The sequence below is a fragment of the Ruegeria sp. BHSB196 genome (genome assembly GCF_059613135.1).
In genome coordinates this window covers 39,755-59,943 of sequence record NZ_JBXWRY010000015.1, presented here as the reverse complement: position 1 = coordinate 59,943, position 20,189 = coordinate 39,755, and the positions used below count along the sequence as shown (strand labels likewise).

At 60.3% G+C, this 20,189-nt stretch carries 23 protein-coding genes; 12 read left to right on the top strand and 11 right to left on the bottom strand.

All coding sequences use genetic code 11. From position 1 onward, the window contains the following. Nucleotides 1-503: AAA family ATPase (locus tag AC2FNJ_RS09745; protein ID WP_496764034.1), on the top strand; the 503-nt coding region annotated here is incomplete at its 5' end. Between the two features lie 481 nt (nt 504-984). Next, a complete protein-coding gene (locus tag AC2FNJ_RS09740) occupies nt 985-2,205 on the top strand; it encodes an MFS transporter (RefSeq protein WP_496764033.1) in 1,221 nt (406 codons plus the stop codon). On the opposite strand, the gene AC2FNJ_RS09735 is transcribed toward AC2FNJ_RS09740, so the two are convergent. Genes AC2FNJ_RS09735 through AC2FNJ_RS09725 form a run of 3 tightly spaced genes read right to left on the bottom strand, consistent with a single transcriptional unit; the run spans nt 2,202 to nt 4,485 of the window. Further along, the gene (locus AC2FNJ_RS09735) at nt 2,202-2,789 is read right to left on the bottom strand and encodes a Smr/MutS family protein (protein ID WP_496764032.1); all 588 of its coding nucleotides are present in this window, start codon (nt 2,787-2,789) and stop codon (nt 2,202-2,204) included. The two genes, AC2FNJ_RS09740 and AC2FNJ_RS09735, sit on opposite strands and share 4 nt — an antisense overlap. 2 nt (nt 2,790-2,791) lie before the next feature. Next, nucleotides 2,792-3,832 carry a murein transglycosylase A gene (mltA, locus tag AC2FNJ_RS09730; protein WP_496764031.1) on the bottom strand — a complete coding sequence of 347 codons (1,041 nt, stop codon included), beginning with the start codon at nt 3,830-3,832 and terminating at the stop codon, nt 2,792-2,794. Beyond that, the gene (locus tag AC2FNJ_RS09725; RefSeq protein WP_496764030.1) at nt 3,829-4,485 is read right to left on the bottom strand and encodes a Tim44/TimA family putative adaptor protein; all 657 of its coding nucleotides are present in this window, start codon (nt 4,483-4,485) and stop codon (nt 3,829-3,831) included. Before AC2FNJ_RS09725 ends, mltA begins: the two co-directional genes overlap by 4 nt. A 108-nt stretch (nt 4,486-4,593) precedes the next feature. On the opposite strand from AC2FNJ_RS09725, the gene AC2FNJ_RS09720 reads away from it, so the two are divergent. Both AC2FNJ_RS09720 and secB read left to right on the top strand, forming a co-directional pair. Then, complete coding sequence (locus AC2FNJ_RS09720; protein ID WP_496764029.1) at nt 4,594-5,094, top strand: FxsA family protein; 501 nt, start codon at nt 4,594-4,596, stop codon at nt 5,092-5,094. A 54-nt stretch (nt 5,095-5,148) separates the two neighbouring features. Next, on the top strand, nt 5,149-5,649 hold the full coding sequence (secB, locus tag AC2FNJ_RS09715) for a protein-export chaperone SecB (protein WP_496764028.1): 501 nt from the start codon (nt 5,149-5,151) through the stop codon (nt 5,647-5,649). A gap of 21 nt (nt 5,650-5,670) precedes the next feature. Here the strand turns inward: secB and dnaQ are convergent, their stop codons facing one another. From dnaQ to AC2FNJ_RS09695, 4 genes are read right to left on the bottom strand one after another with little or no spacing between them, the layout of a single operon-like run. Then, complete coding sequence (dnaQ, locus tag AC2FNJ_RS09710) at nt 5,671-6,399, bottom strand: DNA polymerase III subunit epsilon (RefSeq protein WP_496764027.1); 729 nt, start codon at nt 6,397-6,399, stop codon at nt 5,671-5,673. Further along, on the bottom strand, nt 6,392-6,985 hold the full coding sequence (gene coaE / locus AC2FNJ_RS09705; protein WP_496764026.1) for a dephospho-CoA kinase: 594 nt from the start codon (nt 6,983-6,985) through the stop codon (nt 6,392-6,394). The genes dnaQ and coaE overlap by 8 nt, the downstream gene beginning before the upstream one ends. Next, nucleotides 6,982-7,815 (bottom strand): shikimate dehydrogenase, encoded by an 834-nt coding sequence (locus AC2FNJ_RS09700; protein ID WP_496764025.1) that lies wholly within the window; start codon nt 7,813-7,815, stop codon nt 6,982-6,984. Before AC2FNJ_RS09700 ends, coaE begins: the two co-directional genes overlap by 4 nt. Next, nucleotides 7,812-8,411 carry a Maf family protein gene (locus tag AC2FNJ_RS09695; RefSeq protein ID WP_496764024.1) on the bottom strand — a complete coding sequence of 200 codons (600 nt, stop codon included), beginning with the start codon at nt 8,409-8,411 and terminating at the stop codon, nt 7,812-7,814. Before AC2FNJ_RS09695 ends, AC2FNJ_RS09700 begins: the two co-directional genes overlap by 4 nt. A 405-nt stretch (nt 8,412-8,816) precedes the next feature. Between AC2FNJ_RS09695 and AC2FNJ_RS09690 the strand changes: the two genes are divergently transcribed. The 7 genes from AC2FNJ_RS09690 to AC2FNJ_RS09660 all read left to right on the top strand — a co-directional run bounded on the left by AC2FNJ_RS09690 (nt 8,817) and on the right by AC2FNJ_RS09660 (nt 16,193). Then, the gene (locus AC2FNJ_RS09690; RefSeq protein WP_496764023.1) at nt 8,817-9,266 is read left to right on the top strand and encodes a CopD family protein; all 450 of its coding nucleotides are present in this window, start codon (nt 8,817-8,819) and stop codon (nt 9,264-9,266) included. Between the two features lie 123 nt (nt 9,267-9,389). Next, nucleotides 9,390-10,661, top strand: a complete 1,272-nt coding sequence (gene rho / locus AC2FNJ_RS09685) for a transcription termination factor Rho (RefSeq protein WP_496764022.1) — start codon at nt 9,390-9,392, stop codon at nt 10,659-10,661. Between the two features lie 31 nt (nt 10,662-10,692). Then, a complete protein-coding gene (mnmE, locus tag AC2FNJ_RS09680) occupies nt 10,693-11,979 on the top strand; it encodes a tRNA uridine-5-carboxymethylaminomethyl(34) synthesis GTPase MnmE (protein ID WP_496764021.1) in 1,287 nt (428 codons plus the stop codon). A 12-nt stretch (nt 11,980-11,991) separates the two neighbouring features. Then, nucleotides 11,992-13,860 carry a tRNA uridine-5-carboxymethylaminomethyl(34) synthesis enzyme MnmG gene (mnmG, locus tag AC2FNJ_RS09675; RefSeq protein ID WP_496764020.1) on the top strand — a complete coding sequence of 623 codons (1,869 nt, stop codon included), beginning with the start codon at nt 11,992-11,994 and terminating at the stop codon, nt 13,858-13,860. Beyond that, nucleotides 13,857-14,480 (top strand): 16S rRNA (guanine(527)-N(7))-methyltransferase RsmG, encoded by a 624-nt coding sequence (gene rsmG / locus AC2FNJ_RS09670; RefSeq protein ID WP_496764019.1) that lies wholly within the window; start codon nt 13,857-13,859, stop codon nt 14,478-14,480. Before mnmG ends, rsmG begins: the two co-directional genes overlap by 4 nt. Then, nucleotides 14,473-15,276, top strand: a complete 804-nt coding sequence (locus AC2FNJ_RS09665; protein WP_496764018.1) for a ParA family protein — start codon at nt 14,473-14,475, stop codon at nt 15,274-15,276. Before rsmG ends, AC2FNJ_RS09665 begins: the two co-directional genes overlap by 8 nt. Nucleotides 15,277-15,296: 20 nt before the next feature. Further along, entirely contained in the window at nt 15,297-16,193 is an 897-nt protein-coding gene (locus AC2FNJ_RS09660; RefSeq protein WP_496764017.1) for a ParB/RepB/Spo0J family partition protein, read from the top strand. On the opposite strand, the gene AC2FNJ_RS09655 is transcribed toward AC2FNJ_RS09660, so the two are convergent. Genes AC2FNJ_RS09655 through rph form a run of 4 tightly spaced genes read right to left on the bottom strand, consistent with a single transcriptional unit; the run spans nt 16,183 to nt 19,011 of the window. Further along, nucleotides 16,183-16,536 (bottom strand): YbaN family protein, encoded by a 354-nt coding sequence (locus AC2FNJ_RS09655; RefSeq protein ID WP_496764016.1) that lies wholly within the window; start codon nt 16,534-16,536, stop codon nt 16,183-16,185. The two genes, AC2FNJ_RS09660 and AC2FNJ_RS09655, sit on opposite strands and share 11 nt — an antisense overlap. A gap of 3 nt (nt 16,537-16,539) precedes the next feature. After that, entirely contained in the window at nt 16,540-17,697 is a 1,158-nt protein-coding gene (gene hemW / locus AC2FNJ_RS09650) for a radical SAM family heme chaperone HemW (RefSeq protein WP_496764015.1), read from the bottom strand. After that, nucleotides 17,687-18,301: an RdgB/HAM1 family non-canonical purine NTP pyrophosphatase gene (gene rdgB, locus AC2FNJ_RS09645; protein ID WP_496764014.1), complete on the bottom strand. Its 615-nt coding sequence runs from the start codon at nt 18,299-18,301 to the stop codon at nt 17,687-17,689. The genes hemW and rdgB overlap by 11 nt, the downstream gene beginning before the upstream one ends. Continuing rightward, a complete protein-coding gene (gene rph, locus AC2FNJ_RS09640) occupies nt 18,298-19,011 on the bottom strand; it encodes a ribonuclease PH (RefSeq protein ID WP_496764013.1) in 714 nt (237 codons plus the stop codon). Before rph ends, rdgB begins: the two co-directional genes overlap by 4 nt. A 112-nt stretch (nt 19,012-19,123) precedes the next feature. Here rph and hrcA point away from each other — a divergent pair, with 112 nt between their 5' ends. Continuing rightward, on the top strand, nt 19,124-20,188 hold the full coding sequence (gene hrcA / locus AC2FNJ_RS09635) for a heat-inducible transcriptional repressor HrcA (protein WP_496764012.1): 1,065 nt from the start codon (nt 19,124-19,126) through the stop codon (nt 20,186-20,188). The last annotated feature ends 1 nt before the right edge of the window (nt 20,189 follow it).

The following is a 20,189-nucleotide window of genomic DNA, read 5'->3' as shown; positions in this document are numbered from 1 at the left end:
TGCAGCGCGACCTGTTGCCGTTGATCGAGGGCACGACGGTGTCCACCAAACACGGCCCGGTCAAGACCGACCATATCCTGTTCATCGCCTCGGGTGCGTTCCACATCGCAAAACCGTCCGACCTTTTGCCGGAACTTCAGGGCCGTTTGCCGATCCGCGTTGAGTTGCGCGCATTGACCGAAGAAGACTTCGTTCGCATCCTGACCGAAACCGACAATGCTCTGACACGACAGTATACTGCACTGATGAAGACCGAGGACGTGTCCGTTTCCTTTACCGAGGATGGGATCGCCGCGCTGGCGCAGATTGCGGCCGAGGTGAACCAGAGCGTCGAGAATATCGGGGCGCGGCGCCTTTATACGGTGATGGAACGCGTCTTCGAAGACCTGTCCTTTGCCGCCCCCGACAAGGCCGGCGCCCAAATCACGGTGGATGCCGAATTCGTTCAGCAGAATCTTGGCGAATTGACGAAATCCACGGATCTCAGCCGTTACGTTCTTTAGAGGGGAGGCGTGGCAGGGGCGCTGCCCCTCTTGCCCTTCGGGCAATTCACCCCGGGTATTTGAAACCAGAAAGAAGCCAGCTTGTCGATTCCGCTTCTTTCTGGTCGAAAATACCCCAGGGAGCTCGAGGGACAGCGTCCCTCGACAATGCTTTTGAGCGCGCCGAAGGCGCACGATCATCCGAACGTTTCGATGATGCGGCTGGACCCTTTGGCAGAAACGTATACGGTGCGGCTCATCGGATATCGGGAGCGAGCAACCGGGGGTCGATTGGTTTAGGCGGTAGGTTTGCTCCAGTCGGATTGTGCCGATCTGACGGTGTCGGCAATCGTTCCGGAAGCGCTGACGAGGTCACGATGTTTCAGCATTGCCACCACGCGACCCGGAGGGGAACCGCAATTCTCGCCGCGCAATCGATTGAAGGCATCGTTATTTCGGTTTCTGTGCTGACACCGGACCGCGACAAGTGAGCACACAACCGGTGAAACAGAGGCTTCTTGCCGGTTACCTGGTGGTCAACGCAAGATGGCTGGCGGCGGGGGCGCTGCTGACATTCCTGTCGAGTTTCGGCCAGACCTTTTTCATCTCGATCTTCGCTGGCGAAATCCGTTCGGAATTCGATCTCACCCACGGGCAATGGGGCGGCATCTATACCTTGGGAACCGCTCTGTCGGCGGTCATCATGATCTGGGCCGGCGCGTTGACGGACATTTTCCGTGTCCGGGTTCTCGGGCCGGTAGTTTTGGCGGGGTTGGCTTTGGCCACCCTCGCTATGGCCTGGAACTCGGCGGTGGCCTTGTTGCCGGCCGTCATACTGGCGCTACGCCTATTTGGACAGGGGATGTGCAGCCATGTCGCCACGGTGGCAATGGCCCGCTGGTTTACGGCGACGCGGGGCAGGGCCTTGTCTATCGCCACGAGCGGATTCGCTGTGGGCGAAGCCCTTTTGCCACTTGCCTTCGTATCGCTGATGGCCGTGATCGACTGGCGTCTTCTGTGGCTGGCTGCGGGCGCCGGTGCATTCTTGGGGATACCGATCCTGCTGCGGCTGCTGCGGGAAGAGAGAACGCCTCAGAGCCTCGCCTCCGCGTATTCCGCAACCGGAATGAACGCACATCACTGGACGCGCCGTGAGGCGCTGAAGGATCCGTTGTTCTGGTTCATGGTTCCAGCTTTGCTTGGGCCGGCCGCTTTCGTGACAGCGTTCGTCTTTCATCAGGTTCATCTTGCTGAAATCAAGGGTTGGCGCCACATCGAGTTGGTGGCGTTGTTTCCGGCGTATACCGCCTTGTCCCTTGTATCGATGTTCGCGTCGGGCTGGGCACTGGACAAATGGGGCACGGGGCGGATGATGCCGGTCTACCAGTTGCCCATGGTTGCCGCGTTCTTGATCCTGTCGATGACCGAGAGCATCAGCGGGGCGATGATCGGCCTCGTCTTTCTGGCTGCGACCACGGGTGCCAACAGCACACTGCCCAGCGCGTTCTGGGCCGAGTTCTACGGGACGCGGCACATCGGGTCGATCAAGGCGATGGCCGCGGCGGTCATGGTGCTTGGGTCCGCGATCGGACCAGGGGTGACGGGCGCGCTGATCGATCTGGGGATCGGGTTGGAAACGCAGTTCCTTTGGATCGCGGTCTTCTTCCTGCTGGTCAGCTTTCTGGTCTGGCTGGGCGTTTCGCGGGCGGTTCGAAAGCTCTAGCGGCTGCGTCGGAGGTATATGTAGTAGGCCCCGTCGCCACCGTGGCTGACATGGGCCGGTGTCACCTGCAAAACCGCCTGTGCCAAAGGCGGCAGGGACAACCATCTGGGCACCTGATTGCGCAGAATCCCTCTTGGCATCGGAATTGGACCGGGTTCGTCCCGATCCTTGCCCTTTCCCGTGATGACCAGCACCAGGCGTTTGCCCGAAGCCTGCGCCGAAAGGACGAAACGGATCAATGCGGGATGCGCGGCCTCGACACGCATCCCGTGCAGGTCAAGCCTGGCCTCCGGAGTCAGCTTTCCGCGCTTCATCCGACCAAAGGCCTTGCGGTCCATTTGCAGCGGCGCAGCGGCCAACCCTTCGGCCACCGATGGCTTCAGGGTGTTCGGATGCAGCTTCGACGAGGCCGCCTGTCCGATCTCGATTGCCTCCGGTCGTTTCGGCAATGGCTTTTTCGGTTTTGGTTTCGGCAGGCTTTTGGGATGCACCGAGGGCGGGAGTTCGGGATGCAGGCGCTCCGTCTGTTGCGCGACCTTGCGCCAAAGCTCGATCTCATCTGCAGTCAGTTTGCGCCGGGTCATCTTCAACCATCCGGCAAAAGAGCATAGGCCCTCTGAATGGGAAGCAATACCACCATGCGTCCCGGATCCTTCAGCTTGCCGGCGGCTTCGCCGGCATCGTCGCCGGTTCCAAAGAAGATGTCGGCCCGTTGAGCGCCTTTGATCGCCGCGCCGGTATCCTGGGCGATCATCAGCCTCCGTATCGGCTCGGCGCCGTTCTTTTCGATCCACACCGGCGCGCCCAACGGCGTGAAGTCCGGATCGACGGCGACCGAACGCAGGCGAGTCACAGGACGGTTCATTGCACCCAGAGGCCCGAGATGAGGCCCGATCCGGGTGATCTTTCTGAAGAACACATAAGACGGGTTGTGGAACATCAGCTCCGCCCCTTCCACCGGGTTCTTTCGCACCCAGCTGCGGATCATCCTGGCACTCACCTGATGGGCGCCGAGGATGCCCCTTCGCACCAGTTCCGCGCCGATCGACCGATAGGGATGGCCGTTGGCGCCAGCATAGCCGACACGGAGCGTCTTGCCATCCGGCAAGCGAATTCGGCCCGAGCCCTGGATCTGCAGAAAGAACAATTCGACCGGATCGTCCACCCAGGCGATTTCGAGCCCCCGGTTCTCCAACACGCCATCGCTCAGCAACTGGCGCCGGGTGAGCCAGGGGCTGGTGTCGCGCGCTTCGGGTGGCATTCTGTAGACCGGATAGCGGAACCTCTCGGTCCGGTGCAGCGACCCTTCGAGTTCCGGTTCGAAATAGCCGGTGAAAAGGGCCTCGCGGCCGTCCTCGATCAATACGGGACGAAAGAAAAGCTCGAAGAACGACCTCGCGGCGGCGCCGGAATGCGCCTCGGCCACCGCGCACAGCGCGCGCCAGTCGGGGTCGTTCAGGTCACGGCATGTGTTCAGAAACACCGACAAAGCCGCCGCATGATCGTCTGCGGCCCAACCGTCCAGTTTCTCGAAGGTCAGAACGGTATGCCTTACCTCGGCCCCGGATGCGCTGGCGAAAGTCATGAGAGCCGTCGCCAGGACAACAGACCGGAGTTTGGCGCTCATGCGTCCGTTGCGACCAGCATCCAGTTCGGATCGTCGCTGCCCATCACCCGTGCAAAGGTCCAGCTGTCCTTTTGTCGCTTGACGGTGTTCGGGCTGCCTTCGACGATGTCGCCGCCGCGATCCCGAACGACCGAGGTCAATTCGCCCACGAAACGCATGGTGATCTCGGCCCTGTTGGTGTCCTTGTCGAACTGCACGTCAGACAGAGTGGTTTCGCGCACACCGATGAATTCGGCCTCGATGGTCAGGCCCTGATCCTCGCGGGCGGCAACGACCGACACGAAGGTGTCGAACACCTCTTCCGAAAGGAAAGGCTGGATTTCATCGAGATTGCCGCGCTCGAATCCCATGACGATCAGTTCATAGGCGCCGCGCGCGCCTTGCACGAACTCGGTGACCGAAAAACCCGGCTCGACACGCTTCATGGCGGCAAGGGCTTCGGCCTGGGGGCTGTCCTCGGGCACGTGGTCGATGATGTCCTGATCCGGACCGCCCTCGATCACCTCGAAGTCGCGCCGGGACTTGTTTGCCGGCTGCTGCGGAAGAGGCGGCTTTTCAAAGCCCTCCCGAGTGCCCAGAACGCTTTTCAGGCGCAGGATCAGGAAAACGGCGATGCCGGCCAGCACCAGAAGCTGGATCAGGGGTGAGTTCATTTCGTCCTCATTTCAGAACTGAGACTTTGTGCACTGGGCCTCAAGTCATTATGTAGGGGACACACGGGGGCAAGTCCACCACCCGGTCAAAGCGAAAGGACGCATCTCATGTATCTGTTTCTGGCCTTTTTGTTGGTGCCGATCGTCGAAATCGCCCTGTTCATACAGATCGGCGGTCTGATCGGACTTTGGCCGACGCTTCTGATCGTGGTGCTGACCGCGGTTCTGGGCGCCTGTCTGGTGCGGACGCAAGGCCGCATGGCGTTGGGCCAGTTGCAGCGCGCCTTCTCCGACCTCGACGATCCGACCGAACCGCTGGCGCATGGTGCGATGATCCTGTTTTCGGGTGCATTGCTGCTGACGCCCGGCTTCTTCACCGATGCCGTGGGTTTTGCCCTGCTGATCCCCGGCGTTCGTGTGGCGGTCTTTCGCTATCTGCGGTCACGGGTCACGGTCACGCATTTCACCATGGGTGGAGCCGGCCGGACACGCGCGGGTCCGGACCCTTTCGCGCACGGAGACATCATCGAAGGCGAGTATCACGAAGTGCGCCCCCGCCGCGACCCTACAGAGCGTTCGGGATGGGTCGAAGGCCCTGATCGCCATTGAGAAACCCGCCCCGAGTTGTTAAGCAGCCACGACCTTCATCACCGGAGACTTCCCATGACAGACGACAGCGCCGAAGCGCCCAAAGCCGCCCAACAGCCGCCGCAAGTTCAGATGCGGGTTCTGGGACAGTTCATCCGTGATCTGTCCTTTGAAAACGTGATGGCCCAGAAGGGCGCATCGGGCGACGTACAGCCCGAAATCAACGTCCAGGTCAACCTCGACGCCAAAAAGCGGAAGCCCGACCACCAGTATGAGGTTTCGATCAAGCTGAACCTCAAGTCCAAGGTCAAGGGCATGGAAGATGTGATGTTCCTGTTCGAGATCGACTATTGCGGGTTGTTCCATGTCGAGGGCGTACCGGAGGATCAGCTGCACCCCTTCCTGCTGATCGAATGCCCGCGGATGCTGTTCCCGTTCCTGCGCCGGATCGTGGCCGACGTGACGCGCGACGGCGGGTATCCGCCGGTCAACCTGGACAATATAGATTTCGTTCAGCTCTACCGGAACGAGTTGATGCGCCGTCAGGCCGAGCAGGCCCAGAAAACCGACGCCTGATTCCCGGCTTCGTGCCCGGTCTTACCGGGCGCGTTTCCAAATCGCGTTGTCGCCGAGTTTTTCGACGAACGCCTCATGCGCCATCCGCTCCTGATCGGTGATCCGGCTGGCGAGCGGAACCGGGCGCGCGGTGGGACGCCAGGTATCGTCATCCTGACCGGGACTGCGCGACACCTCTGCCGTCAAACCGAAATCCGGCTGCCGGCCGCCGATCAGTTCCAGATAGACCTCGGCCAGAATTTCGGAGTCGAGCAGAGCCCCGTGCAGCACCCGGTTCGAATTGTCGATGTTGAACCTGCGGCACAAGGCATCCAGCGATGCCTGCGCGCCCGGGAATTTCCTGCGCGCGATCGCCAGAGTGTCCACCGCTTGTTCCATCGGGATCGGGGGCAAGCCCATCCAGCCCAATTCGGCGTTCAGGAACTTCATGTCGAAAGCCGCATTGTGGATCACCAGCTTCGCATCGCCAACGAAATCGCGAAACTTCTGCCCGATCATTGCAAAGACCGGCTTGTCCCGCAGCGTGATCTGGCCCGGCGCCGGCTCCTGAGGCGGCTCCAGCAGATCGGGGCCGATGCCGTGCACGCCGAAGGCTTCGGCCGGCATCGCGCGTTCGGGATTGACATATTCGTGAAACGTCTCGCCCGTGGCGACGTGGTTCCACAGTTCGACCGCGCCGATTTCCACGATCCGGTCACCGCTTTCGGGATCAAAGCCCGTGGTTTCCGTGTCGAGTACGATCTCACGCATTCTTCAGCCCCGCCCTGATCTGCCTGACGATATCCTGCACCTGCGCGCGGGCATGGTCCAGCGTGTCGGTGACAATGACATAATCCGAACGGGCACATTTTTCGTCATTTGGCATCTGTTTCGCACGAATGTGTTCGAACTGCTCTTCGGTCATCGTGCCGCGCGCCATGACCCGTTGTTTCTGGATTTCGGGCGAAACCGACACGCAGGCCACCGCGTCCATCGCCGCGTCGCCGCCGGTTTCGAACAGAAGCGGGATGTCGAACACCACAATGTCCGAGGAGGCGCGCGCCCGGAACTCCGCCCGATCCTGAGCGACGAGGGGATGAACGATCCGCTCGATCCTCCTGAGGGCGGCGGGGTCATCGGCTATGATGCGTTTCAGGGCTTCCCGGCTGACTGCGCCATCCTCGATGGCATCGGGAAAAATCGAACCCATGGGCTCGACAGCCGCGCCGCCGGGCGCATAGAGGCGATGGACTGCGGCGTCGGCGTCCCACAGATCACACCCCTCATCGGCAAACATCCGTGCCGTGGTGCTCTTGCCCATGCCGATCGAGCCTGTCAGCCCCAGCGCGAAACTCATGCCAGCGCCGCCGCGCGGGTCGCCGCATCGACCTCGGGCCGCTGACCGAACCAACGCTCGAATCCGGGTACCGCCTGATACAGCAACATACCCAATCCATCCACGGTAGCGCAGCCGGCCGCCTCCGCCTCTTGCAATAGCCGGGTCTTGAGCGGCGCATAGACCAGATCGGTCACGGTCATGCCCGGCTTGAGACCGTCCAGCGGCACTCTCAGCTCCGGTTGGCCGATCATGCCCAAAGAGGTCGTGTTCACCACCAGGGACGCATCTTCGACCACGTTGCCCGCCTGTATCCAATCCGCAACCGAAACACGCGGACCGAAATCGTCGCTCAGTGTTTCGGCGCGGGAACGCGTCCGGTTGGTCACGATGATTTTGGTTACACCGGCTTCGATCAAAGCGGCGATCACGGCGCGGGCGGCGCCGCCCGCGCCGAAGACAACGGCCGCGCCTTGCTCGGGATCCCAGCCGGGCACACCGCTGCGCAGGTTTTCGATGAAGCCGTAACCATCTGTGTTGTCAGCCAAGATTTCTCCATCTGGCGAGAAGGTCAGGGTATTGGCCGCTCCGATCCGTTGCGCTCTTTCCGTCACTTGATCGGCCAGGGCCAAGGCCGTTTCCTTGTGCGGCACGGTGACGTTCGCGCCCACGAAACCAGCGCGGGGCAAGACGCGCAGAACCTGTTCCAGGTCGTCCGGTTTGACATCCATCGGAATGTAATGCCCCGGCAAACCATAGGTTGCGAGCCAATGGCCGTGCAGCTTCGGCGATCTGGAATGCGCGACGGGATGACCGATCACCCCGGCCAGAGGTATGCGCTTTGCCGTCATTGCTCGATCACTCCCCGTATGGCCAGAAATCCCAGAAGCTCCAACAGGGGCATACCCAAAACGTTAAAATAGTCACCGTCAATGGCGGAGAAGAGCCGGACGCCTTCCTCTTCCAACTTGTAGGCTCCAACAGAATCACGAATGCTGTCCCAGTTCCGCGTCACATACTCCTGCAGATAGGCGTCGGAGCTGTCCCGCATGCGTAGCCGAACCTGGCCGACGTGCCGCCAAATGGGTTGACCGTCCTGGCAAATGACCGCTGCCGAAAACAGCATATGGCACCGGCCGCGCATTTCCCTAAGCTGGTCAAGGGCCGAGTCGGGACTCTCGGGCTTGGACAACAGCCGGCCGCGAAAATCGAGAACCTGATCGCACCCCAGAACCAGCGCATCCGGTGTGCGATCACTGATCTTTCGGGCCTTCAGTTCGGCCAACGCATCCGCGATGTCACGTGGAGATGTATTCTCGGCCAGCAAGGCGCGTTTCACGGCGTCTTCATCGACTCTGGGCACGGTGATGGTGAAAGGCACACCCGCATTCTCCAGGAGCTTGGCCCGTATTCCGGACCCAGACGCAAGGACAAGAGGGATGGTCATGTGGAAAACCCCGTGGGCAAGGTACCAAGTCGGCTTGAATGCTTTGTATGGCTTTCCGGTTGACATGCAAGTCCGCCACCCTGGCTGCAAACATCCAGGATTCGCTCTGGTTCTGTCCCATAGGGAGAAGGATAAGTCCGACCCGTTGGAGAACGGAGATACTCAGCAAGCCCCCAGAAGCTATCCAGTGACGCCGGCAGGCGAATTTCCTATATCTTATTGTAATTAAATAGTAAAATCCGTGATTTCCACACCTGTGGACAATCTGTTTGGAAAAAATCCGGTTGAGGAAAACCGTCTGGACAACCGAATAATCCACGAAATTCTAGCGGCCAACAAATCCATCATCCTTTCTCTCTTCTTTCTTTTTTATTAGGGAAGATCCGAACACCGGTGAGGACTTGAATGACCGACCTTCTCTTTACCATCTATCCCTGGGTGAAATCCCTGCACATCATGGCTGTGATTTCATGGATGGCGGGCTTGTTCTATCTGCCTCGCTTGTTCGTATATCACGTGGAACAGGCGCAAACCGTGGATGGCGCACCCCGAATATTCCTGGAAATGGAAGAAAAGCTTCTGCGGGTGATCATGCGCCCGGCAATGATCGTGTCGTGGGTCTGTGGCCTGATCATGGTGTTCACGCCGGGGGTGGTGGATTGGCAATGGGTGTGGCCCTGGGCCAAGGGCGTATCCGTCATCGCCATGACGTGGTTTCACCATTGGCTTTTGGCACGCCGAAAGGACTTTGCAGAAGGCCGAAACACGTTGACCGGCCGTCAGTATCGCCTGATGAACGAGGTGCCGACAATCTTGATGGTCATCATCGTCCTGGCCGTGATCCTGAAGTTCTGAGCACGGTTTGACTCCGCTGCACCGCTCTTTTATGTAGAGGTCAAGCCGCCCGTCCGGGCGGAACGTCTTCCTGTCTGAAAACATATCTGCGCCGCGTCACCGGCGGCCAAGGGTCGTATCACCATGACAATCCAATCCCTGAACCTCTCCGATCTCAAGGTCAAAAGCCCGAAAGACCTGCTATCCATGGCCGAGGAGCTCGAAATCGAAAACGCCTCGACCATGCGAAAGGGCGAGATGATGTTCCAGATCCTGCGCGAACGCGCGGACGAAGGCTGGACCATCGGTGGTGACGGCGTTCTGGAGGTGCTGCAGGACGGTTTCGGTTTCCTGCGCTCGCCCGAAGCGAACTATTTGCCGGGTCCGGACGATATCTATGTCTCGCCTGACATGATCCGTCAGTACTCTCTGCGGACCGGAGACACGGTGGAAGGCGCGATCAAGGCGCCTGATGACAATGAGCGGTATTTCGCGCTGACCAACGTCACCAAGATCAATTTCGAGGATCCGGAAAAGGCGAAGCACAAGATCGCCTTCGACAACCTGACGCCGCTTTATCCCGACGAACGCCTGAAGATGGAGATCGAAGATCCCACCATCAAAGACAAGTCGGCCCGCGTCATCGACCTGGTGGCACCGATCGGGAAGGGCCAGCGGTCGCTGATCGTGGCGCCGCCGCGGACGGGTAAGACGGTGATCCTGCAGAACATAGCGCATTCCATCGAAAAGAACCATCCGGAGTGCTATCTCATCGTTCTGCTGATCGACGAACGTCCGGAAGAAGTGACCGACATGCAGCGTTCGGTGCAGGGCGAAGTTGTATCCTCGACTTTTGACGAACCGGCGACGCGGCATGTCGCTGTGTCGGAAATGGTGATCGAAAAAGCCAAGCGTCTGGTCGAACACAAACGAGATGTTGTTATTCTTCTCGATTCGATCACAAGACTTGGTAGGGCTTTTAACACCGTCGTACCCTCCTCGGGCAAGGTTCTGACCGGTGGCGTGGACGCCAACGCATTGCAACGGCCCAAACGGTTCTTCGGTGCGGCGCGGAATATCGAAGAGGGCGGTTCGCTGACCATCATTGCCACCGCGCTGATCGACACCGGAAGCCGGATGGACGAGGTGATCTTTGAAGAATTCAAGGGCACCGGCAACTCCGAGATCGTCCTGGATCGCAAGATCGCCGACAAGCGGGTGTTCCCGGCCATCGATATCCTCAAGTCCGGCACACGGAAAGAGGATCTGCTGGTCAACAAGGCCGATCTGGCAAAAACCTATGTCCTGCGCCGCATCCTCAACCCGATGGGCACCACCGATGCCATCGAATTCTTGCTCTCGAAGCTGAAACAGACCAAGACGAACTCCGAGTTCTTCGACTCGATGAACACCTGAACCGGTTTCACCACTGTCGCGGGGCGTTGCTATGGATACGATTTTCGCCCTGGCCAGCGCGCAGGGCAAGGCGGGCGTGTCGGTCATCCGGCTATCCGGGACTTTGGCATATTCCGCGGCCGAAAGGTTGGCCGGACCCGGTTTGCCGCGCCGTGGCATGCGAGTGCGTCGGCTCCGGTCCTCCGAAGGCGAACGACTGGACGATGGTGTGGTCCTGACTTTTGCAGGCCCCGCCAGTTTCACGGGCGAGGATGTTGTCGAATTCCAGATCCACGGCAGCACCGCCGCAGTGAATGCTGTACTGCGGGAACTGGCGGAGATGGATGGCCTGCGGCTGGCGGAACCAGGGGAATTCACCCGCCGCGCCATGGAAAACGGAAAGCTCGATCTGGCCCAGGTCGAGGGTCTGGCCGATCTCATCGATGCCGAAACCGAGGCGCAGCGCAAACAGGCGCAGACAGTCCTTGCCGGCGAGCTCGGGAAGCTGGCGGAACGCTGGCGTCGCGACTTGATCCGCGCGGCATCCCTGATCGAGGCGGTCATCGACTTTGCGGACGAGGATGTTCCGACCGACGTGACACCCGAAGTGCGCGCACTGATCTCGGGCGTCTCCGACGACCTTGAACGCCAGGTTGCCGGTGTCCGTATGGCCGAGCGAATCCGCAACGGTTTCGAAGTGGCCATCGTCGGACCCCCGAATGCCGGAAAATCCACGCTGCTCAATGCACTGGCGGGCCGGGAGGCGGCGATCACGTCGGAATATGCCGGCACGACGCGGGACATCATCGAGGTGCGCATGGATCTTGGCGGCTTGCCTGTAACCTTGTTGGATACGGCCGGTATGCGAGAAACACGCGACCACGTCGAAGGGTTGGGAATTGCGCTGGCACGCAAACGGGCGGATTCGGCGGATCTGAGGGTTTTTCTTGCCGAATCCACGGATGATCTGGGTGTGGCATTCCGGCCAGGTGATATTCACGTGTTTCCCAAGGCGGATTTGCGCACGGATGGTCGGGAAGGGATCTCGGGACGAACCGGGCAGGGGATTGATTGCCTGATATCGCAGATTTCGAGTATTCTTGGTGAGAGGTCCACTACTGCTGGTATAGCGACGCGCGAACGGCATCGCGCGGCAATGACCAAGGCACTGGCATCGATCAAGGCAGGAATGGCCGTTCTGGAATCGGGCCCGGACCTGTATGATATTGCGGCAGAAGAGCTGCGTACGGCCATCCGCGCCTTGGAATCTCTGGTTGGACGAATAGATGTGGAAAACTTGCTGGACGAGATCTTTGCGAGTTTCTGCCTGGGAAAATAGGGAGTGTTTCACGTGAAACATTCACACTTCGATGTCGCTGTCGTCGGCGCGGGACACGCCGGTACCGAAGCGGCCCACGCGGCGGCGCGGATGGGCGTCCGCACGGCATTGATCACTCTGTCGCCGACCGATATTGGCGTCATGTCCTGCAATCCGGCCATCGGCGGCCTTGGCAAGGGGCATCTGGTGCGCGAAATCGATGCGCTGGACGGTGTCATGGGGCGGGTTGCGGACCGGGCCGGAATCCAGTTCCGCCTGCTGAACCGCCGCAAGGGTCCGGCCGTGCAGGGCCCAAGGGCGCAGGCAGACCGCGCGTTGTATCGTGCCGCAATGCAACAGGAAACCGCCGAACGGGAGGGGTTGCAGGTCATCACGGGCGAAGTCACCGATTTTCTGATGGACGGAAATCGTGTGACCGGGGTTCTTTTGGCGGATAGGTCGGAAGTCCGCGCAAGAACCGTGGTTCTGACCTCGGGCACGTTTCTGCGCGGCGTCATTCACATCGGGGACGTGTCCAGACCCGGCGGACGCATGGGTGATCGGCCGTCTGTCAAGCTGGCCGAGCGGCTGGACAGCTTTGATCTGCCTTTGGGGCGGCTCAAGACGGGTACACCACCAAGGCTGGATGGACGCAGCATCGACTGGTCGGACTTGGAGCGGCAGGACGGCGACGCAGAGCCGACGCTGTTTTCCTTCCTTTCGAAATCGCCAACGGCGCCACAGATCTGGTGTGGCATTACGCACACCAACACCCGCACACACGAGATCATCGAACGCAATCTTTCCCGCTCGGCCATGTATGGTGGGCACATTGAAGGAGTCGGCCCAAGGTATTGTCCCTCCATCGAGGACAAGATTGTCCGGTTCGCCGAAAAGGAGTCGCATCAGATCTTTCTGGAGCCAGAGGGCGTCAACGATCACACCATCTACCCGAACGGCATTTCGACATCGTTGCCCGAGGACGTGCAGCTGGAATATGTGCGGTCGATCAAGGGGTTGGAGAACGCGAAAATCCTGCAACCGGGTTACGCCATTGAGTACGACTATGTGGATCCGCGCGTTCTGACGCCACGACTGTCCCTGCCACAGGCGCCGGGATTGTATCTGGCGGGTCAGATCAATGGTACGACGGGCTATGAGGAAGCGGCGGCCCAGGGCCTGGTCGCAGGACTGAACGCGGCGCTGGAAGTTCAAGGGCGCGAACCGCTGCATTTCACCCGCGCGAACAGCTATATTGGGGTGATGATCGACGATCTCACAACCCGTGGTGTGGCCGAGCCATATCGGATGTTCACGTCTCGGGCCGAGTTTCGGCTGTCCCTGAGGGCGGACAACGCCGATCAACGTCTGACGCCGGTGGGTCTGACGATCGGTTGTGTCGAGGAAGCGCGCAAGCACGCCTTTGAACGCAAGATGGAACGGCTGGAAGCGGTAAAATCCCGGCTGACCGAACAAACCTTCACGCCGCGCGAGATCCGCGAGGCCGGGATCGCGGTCAATCAGGACGGCAACCGCCGGGACGGAATGGCGCTCCTCGCGTTTCCAACGGTACGGTTCCAGGATATTCTGCCGCTGTTCGACGATCTCCACGATGTCGACGAGGAAACGCGCCGCCAGGTCGAACGGGATGCGCTGTACGCAAACTACATCCTGCGGCAACAACGGGATGTCGAGGCGATGAGGCGGGACGAGGCGCAGGAAATCCCAGCGGATTTCGATTTCTATGCGCTGGATGGCTTGTCCAACGAACTCAAGCAGAAACTCTCGACCGTGCGGCCGGTGAACATCGGACAGGCCAGCCGGGTCGAAGGTGTTACGCCGGCGGCGCTGACGCTGATCCTTGCCCGAGTTCGAAGGGCTCTGAAGGTGCGCGGCGCATGAAGGGGGATGGCCCCGCAACTCCGGATGCGCTGAATGTTTCACGTGAAACATTGGACCGGCTGGAGGTCTTTTCAGAGCACCTGATCCGCTGGAATTCCCGGATCAACCTTGTTTCCAGAGCCAGTCTTTCCCAGCTTTGGCAACGACATATCCTTGATTCCATTCAGGTCTTTCGTTGCGTGGGCGCACGGGGGCATTGGGTGGACTTGGGCAGCGGCGGTGGATTTCCAGGGCTGATCTGCGCAATCATGGCGCAAGAAGAGGCGCCGGATACCCAATTCACGCTGGTGGAAAGCGATCAGCGCAAGTCGGCGTTTCTCAGAACGGCGGCGCGCGAATGCGGTGCCAGGTGTACCGTGATCAGCCGCCGGATCGAGGCCATTGATCCCCTCTCTGCCGACATCCTCTCGGCGCGGGCAGTCGCGGACCTTTCGATTTTGCTCTCCTGGTGTGAACGCCATCTGAAGAGGTCGGGAACGGCGTTGTTTCCAAAGGGCGCAAGCTGGGAGAAAGAAGTCGCCGAAGCCAGCAAGGAATGGAAATTCGACGCGGACCCGATTACTAGTTTAACCGAGCCCCAGGCCGTCATCCTGAAAATCAAAGGAGTGTCACGTGATTGATCTGTCTCGCCCGGAAGGCCCCCGGATCATTGCGGTCGCAAATCAGAAAGGGGGGGTGGGGAAAACCACGACGGCCATAAACCTTGCGGCAGGAATGGCGGAAATCGGGTGCCGTGTGCTGGTGATCGATCTGGATCCGCAGGGGAACGCCTCGACAGGTCTGGGAGTCGATGATCGCGACTGGACCACATATGATTTGTTGATCGACGAGGCCCCGTTGGAGGCGGTCATACAAGAAACCGCGATCGAGGGGCTCTCCATTGTCCCGGCGACGGTGGACCTGAGTTCGGCGGATATCGAACTCATTTCCAATGAAAAACGCAGCTTTCTCCTGCATGACGCGCTCCGGCAGACCGGGATGGACAGATTCCACTTCGACTACATCCTGATTGACTGCCCGCCGTCGCTGAACCTTCTGACGGTGAATGCCATGGTCGCCGCCAATTCCGTTCTGATCCCCCTGCAAAGCGAGTTCTTTGCCCTGGAGGGGTTGTCACAGCTGATGTTGACGGTCAGAGAGGTGCGCCAGACGGCGAATCCAGGGCTGCGCATCGAAGGTGTTGTGTTGACCATGTATGACAACCGCAACAACTTGTCCCGTCAGGTCGAGAAGGATGCACGTGACAATCTGGGCGAGATGGTATTTAAAACCAAGATACCAAGGAATGTCCGGGTCAGCGAAGCGCCGTCCTTTTCGCTCCCGGTCCTGCAATACGATTCCGGTTCTCTGGGCGCCATGGCTTATCGCCATCTCGCTCGGGAAATCCTGAGCAGGCATAGAAGAGTTGCCGCATGAACGGCGGAGAGGAGGGTCAGGTGAACATCAAAAAGGGCAAGCCACGGGGGTTGGGGCGCGGCCTGTCCGCTCTGATGGCGGATGTCACTCAGGACACGGCCGGATCCGCTGGTCAAGAGCCACGCCGCCCGAACACGCGCGTGCCCATCGAAAAGGTGAGGGCAAATCCGAACCAGCCACGCAGGTCGTTTTCTCAGGACCAGCTCGACGAGCTGGCGGCCTCGATCCGGGAAAAAGGCATCATTCAACCGCTCATCGTCCGCCCCATGGAGGCCGGGGATTACGAAATCGTAGCCGGTGAACGGAGATGGCGGGCCGCGCAACTGGCGCAACTACACGAAGTACCTGTAATCGTTAGAGAATTTGACGATACTGAGGTTCTGGAAGTTGCGATCATCGAGAACATCCAGCGCGCCGATCTGAATGCGGTTGAAGAGGCCGCCGGGTATCGGCAACTGATGGAACGGTTTGGGCACACCCAGGAAAAGCTGGCTGAGGCTTTGGGCAAAAGCCGCAGCCACATCGCGAACCTGCTGCGTCTGCTGTCCTTGCCGGCGGATGTGCAAGCCCTTGTGATCGAAGGCAAATTGTCGGCAGGCCACGCCCGGGCGCTGATCACGGCCAGCAACCCGTCGGAACTGGCCCGAACCGTGGTACAGAACGGGCTGTCGGTTCGGCAGACCGAAGCTTTGGTCAGAAAGCAGCAGCAACGTGAGACGCAGGCCGATGCCCCGCGCAGGAAACCTGCCGGTGCCGAAAAGGACGCCGACACCCGTGCTCTGGAAAAGGACTTGTCGGCGATCCTGGCCATGAAAGTCGCCATCAATCACAAGCCCGGAACCGAGTCGGGGCAGGTGGTGCTGACCTACGAAAACCTGGACCAGCTGGACGACCTCTGTGCCAAGCTCAGCCGTTAGGGCGGGTCCAGATAAAGACCATGACGCCACTCAATACCACGGCCTGAATGATCAGGACGTATGACGGGGCGCCAAGCAGCAGGGAAATCAGGAAAACTGCAGCTACGGACAGGGTTGCCGCGCGCTTGGCCGCGGGGTTTATGGCGCGCGACGTCTGCCAGTCGATGATCAGCGGGCCGAACGTGCGGTGCGTCAGCAGCCAGGTGTGCAGGCGAGACGAGGATCTGGCAAAAAAGAACGCTGCCAGCAGCAAGAACGGCACGGTCGGAAGCAGCGGCAGGAACACGCCCAATGTGGCAAGCGCGACGCAAACCAAACCCAACGCGGCCCAAAGGTACTGCATCGCCTAAACCGCCAACAGATCGCGGATCACGGCGTTCAGCACCGCTCGGCCCTTGCGCGTGACGCGCAGGGTGTTCGCTTCGTGCTCGACCATGCCGATCTCGGTCAGGTGGTCGAGCCGGTCCTGCGGCAGCGACATGCCAGATAGTCGCTCATACCTCTCAATATTTAGTCCCTCTGTGAGACGTAACCCCATCATGAGGTATTCAAAGCCCTGTTCCCGCGCGGTGAGCTGGGTTCTGTCACATTCGCCACCAGCGGAAAAGGCGGCCTTCAACCAAGCCGCGGGATCGCGAAGTGTTTCGGTGGCGAATCTCTGTCCGCCGATGGTCAAGCGCCCATGCGCGCCCGGTCCGATCCCGACATAGTCCCCGTAACGCCAATAGATCAGGTTATGGAGCGACTGCGCGTCGTTTCGGGCATGGTTCGAAATTTCATAGGCAGGCATCCCATGGGCATCGCAGATTTCCTGGGTTTCCAAATACATATCCGCGGCCCGGTCGTCTTCCGGCAGACCCTTCAGCCGACCCCGGGCGTAGCGGTCGCCAAAGGCCGTACCGTCTTCGATAGTGAGTTGATACAGCGACAGATGGTCGATCGCCATCTTCAACGCTTCGGACAATTCCGAACGCCAGGCGTCCAGTGTTTGGAGCTGCCGCGCATAGATCAGATCAAAGCTGACCCGCTCAAAGCACGCGCGGGCAATGTCGAAAGCAGCCCGCGCCTCGGCCGCCGAGTGGATTCGGCCCAGGCGGCGCAGGTCATCGTCATTCAGGGCCTGGATGCCGAGCGAAACGCGGTTGACGCCGGCCGCCCGATAGCCGGAAAACCTGCCGGCTTCGACCGAACCCGGATTCGCCTCGAGCGTTATTTCCATGTCATTTGACGTGCGCCACACTGTCCGGACCTTGTCGATTACCGCCGCAACCGTGTCTGGCTGCATGAGCGACGGCGTCCCGCCGCCAAAGAAGATGGTATTCAGAACACGGTCCGGTGTCTCGGCAGCGGCACGGTCCAGTTCCATCAAATAGGCGTCAAGCCATTGCTTTTGATTAATTTTTCTTGATACGTGACTGTTGAAGTCGCAATAGGGGCATTTGGCCTCGCAATAGGGCCAATGCACATAGAGCCCAAAGCCCCCGTTGCGCCAGTCATCCGCCAAAACAGCCCTTTACGAACTTCTCCACCGCACGGGCGCGATGGCTGATCTTGTTCTTTTCCCAACGGTCCATCTCGGCATAGGTAATGTCATAACCGTCCGGGACAAACATCGGATCATAGCCAAACCCGTCCTTGCCGCGGATCGGCCAGACCAGGTGCCCGGGCGCGACGCCCTCGAACACCTCGTCATGCCCGTCAGGCCAGGCAAGGACCAGCGTACACCGGAATTGAGCGGTTCGGGGATGCGGGGCGTTTTTTTCTTCGAGCGCCTCATGCGCCCGAGTCATCGCCATGACGAAGTCCCGCCCGTTGCCGGTTTCGGCCCAGTCGGCGGTGTGGACGCCAGGCGCGCCATCCAGCGCATCGATGGTAATCCCGGAATCATCCGACAAAGCCGGCAATCCGGTGGCCCGCGCCGCGGCGTGGGCCTTGATGCGAGCATTGCCGACAAAGGTGGTTTCGGTTTCCTGCGGTTCCGGAAGGTTCATTTCGGCGGCACCCACGACCTTGACGCCGAACGGTTCGAGAAGATGCGCAACTTCTTCCAGCTTGCCCCGGTTGTGGGTGGCCACCAGCAGCGTATCGCCGACGAACCTGCGAGTCATGCGGTGGCAGCCCGTTGCGCGGCGACCAGTTCGCCCACGCCTCTTTCCGCCAGATCGGCAAGCTGGTTCATTTGATCCCGGCTGAACACCGCGCCTTCGGCAGACATCTGCACCTCGATCAGCTTGCCCGATCCGGTCATGATGAAATTGCCGTCCACTCCGGCCTCGCTATCCTCCGGGTAATCCAGATCAAGCACCGGTTGACCGGCATAGATACCGCAGGAGACCGCGGCGACGGGATCGACCAACGGGTCCGAAAGAACTTCGCCGGCCTTCATCAGCTTGTTGACCGCCAGACGCAGGGCGACCCAACCGCCGGTGATTGCCGCGCAGCGGGTGCCGCCATCGGCTTGGATCACATCGCAGTCGATGGTGATCTGGCGCTCGCCCAACGCGACCCGATCCACGCCAGCGCGCAGCGACCGGCCGATCAGCCGCTGGATCTCGACGGTTCGACCGCCCTGTTTTCCTGCGGCGGCCTCGCGCCGCATCCGCGTATTGGTCGCGCGTGGCAACATGCCGTATTCAGCTGTGACCCATCCCAGACCCGACCCCTTGATGAAGGGCGGTACGCGATCTTCAAGCGTGGCGGTGCACAGCACGTGGGTATCGCCGATCTTGATCAGGCAGGAACCTTCGGCATGTTTCGTAAAGCCGGTCTCGATTGAAACCGGCCGCATTTCGCATAAATCTCGTCCAGAGGGTCGCATGAGACGTCCTTTGTTGTCCGGTCTCGGGATAGCGTCCGTTTGTGTGGCGATGCAACCCCGATTGACCTTTCATGGCGCTGCGATTTAATGGCGACCCATCAAGGGGCTGCTGATGAGCGAAGCGAGCAAGATACTTGACGAGATGAACGACCGGTCCCGCGAGGTGTTCCGGCTGATCGTCGAAAGCTATCTCGACAGCGGCGAGCCCGTGGGCAGCCGCACCCTGAGCCGTTCGATGAGCGAAAAGGTCAGCGCGGCCACCGTGCGCAACGTGATGCAGGATCTGGAATTTCTGGGCCTGCTCAACAGCCCGCATGTCAGCGCGGGACGGGTGCCGACACAGATGGGGCTGCGCATGTTCGTGGACGGGCTGCTGGAGCTGGGCGATCTTGACAATGAAGACCGGGAAAAGCTGGACGCGACCCTGGGCGACAATGCCGGAGATGTCGGCGGGATGCTGGATCGGATCGGCGCCGCCTTGTCGAACGTGACACATGGCGCGTCGCTGGTGCTTACGCCCAAGCATGAGGCCGAAGTCAAACATATCGAATTCGTGTCGCTGGCGCATGACCGAGCCTTGGTGGTTCTGGTCTTTGCCGATGGTCACGTCGAAAACCGCCTGTTCACGCCTCCGCCGGGCCAGACGCCCAGCTCCATGCGCGAGGCGGCCAACTTCCTCAATGCGTTGATCGAAGGGCGAAAGCTGAGCGAGATTCGCAAGATCATTCAAAACGAAATCGCGCAACGCCGGCAGGAAATCGATGCTTTGGCCCGCGAGATGGTGGAAAGCGGCCTGGCAGTCTGGGATAGCGACGGCGGAGAATCGGCCCGGTTGATCGTGCGCGGACGGGCGAATCTGTTGGCCGAAACCGGTCAGGAAGAAGAACTGGAGCGTATCCGCAGCCTGTTCGATGACCTCGAGCGCAAGCGGGACATCGCCGAATTCCTGGAATTGACCGAGGAAGGCGAGGGCGTGCGCATTTTTATCGGGTCAGAGAACAAACTTTTCTCACTTTCGGGTTCCTCTCTGGTGGTGTCTCCATATATGAACGCTGATCGAAAGATAATCGGAGCGGTCGGTGTGATCGGCCCGACGCGCCTGAATTACGGACGGATCGTGCCGATCGTGGATTATACGGCACAACTGGTCGGCAAGCTCATATCCGACCGGAGCTAGA

Coding starts and splice junctions, on each gene's coding strand:
- AC2FNJ_RS09735 (WP_496764032.1), bottom strand. CDS start 2,789: ATGACCCGGCGCAAACTGACTGCAGATGAGATCGAGCTTTGGCGCAAG.
- mltA (WP_496764031.1), bottom strand. CDS start 3,832: ATGAGCGCCAAACTCCGGTCTGTTGTCCTGGCGACGGCTCTCATGACT.
- AC2FNJ_RS09725 (WP_496764030.1), bottom strand. CDS start 4,485: ATGAACTCACCCCTGATCCAGCTTCTGGTGCTGGCCGGCATCGCCGTT.
- AC2FNJ_RS09720 (WP_496764029.1), top strand. CDS start 4,594: ATGTATCTGTTTCTGGCCTTTTTGTTGGTGCCGATCGTCGAAATCGCC.
- secB (WP_496764028.1), top strand. CDS start 5,149: ATGACAGACGACAGCGCCGAAGCGCCCAAAGCCGCCCAACAGCCGCCG.
- dnaQ (WP_496764027.1), bottom strand. CDS start 6,399: ATGCGTGAGATCGTACTCGACACGGAAACCACGGGCTTTGATCCCGAA.
- coaE (WP_496764026.1), bottom strand. CDS start 6,985: ATGAGTTTCGCGCTGGGGCTGACAGGCTCGATCGGCATGGGCAAGAGC.
- AC2FNJ_RS09700 (WP_496764025.1), bottom strand. CDS start 7,815: ATGACGGCAAAGCGCATACCTCTGGCCGGGGTGATCGGTCATCCCGTC.
- AC2FNJ_RS09695 (WP_496764024.1), bottom strand. CDS start 8,411: ATGACCATCCCTCTTGTCCTTGCGTCTGGGTCCGGAATACGGGCCAAG.
- AC2FNJ_RS09690 (WP_496764023.1), top strand. CDS start 8,817: ATGACCGACCTTCTCTTTACCATCTATCCCTGGGTGAAATCCCTGCAC.
- rho (WP_496764022.1), top strand. CDS start 9,390: ATGACAATCCAATCCCTGAACCTCTCCGATCTCAAGGTCAAAAGCCCG.
- mnmE (WP_496764021.1), top strand. CDS start 10,693: ATGGATACGATTTTCGCCCTGGCCAGCGCGCAGGGCAAGGCGGGCGTG.
- rsmG (WP_496764019.1), top strand. CDS start 13,857: ATGAAGGGGGATGGCCCCGCAACTCCGGATGCGCTGAATGTTTCACGT.
- AC2FNJ_RS09655 (WP_496764016.1), bottom strand. CDS start 16,536: ATGCAGTACCTTTGGGCCGCGTTGGGTTTGGTTTGCGTCGCGCTTGCC.
- rdgB (WP_496764014.1), bottom strand. CDS start 18,301: ATGACTCGCAGGTTCGTCGGCGATACGCTGCTGGTGGCCACCCACAAC.
- rph (WP_496764013.1), bottom strand. CDS start 19,011: ATGCGACCCTCTGGACGAGATTTATGCGAAATGCGGCCGGTTTCAATC.
- hrcA (WP_496764012.1), top strand. CDS start 19,124: ATGAGCGAAGCGAGCAAGATACTTGACGAGATGAACGACCGGTCCCGC.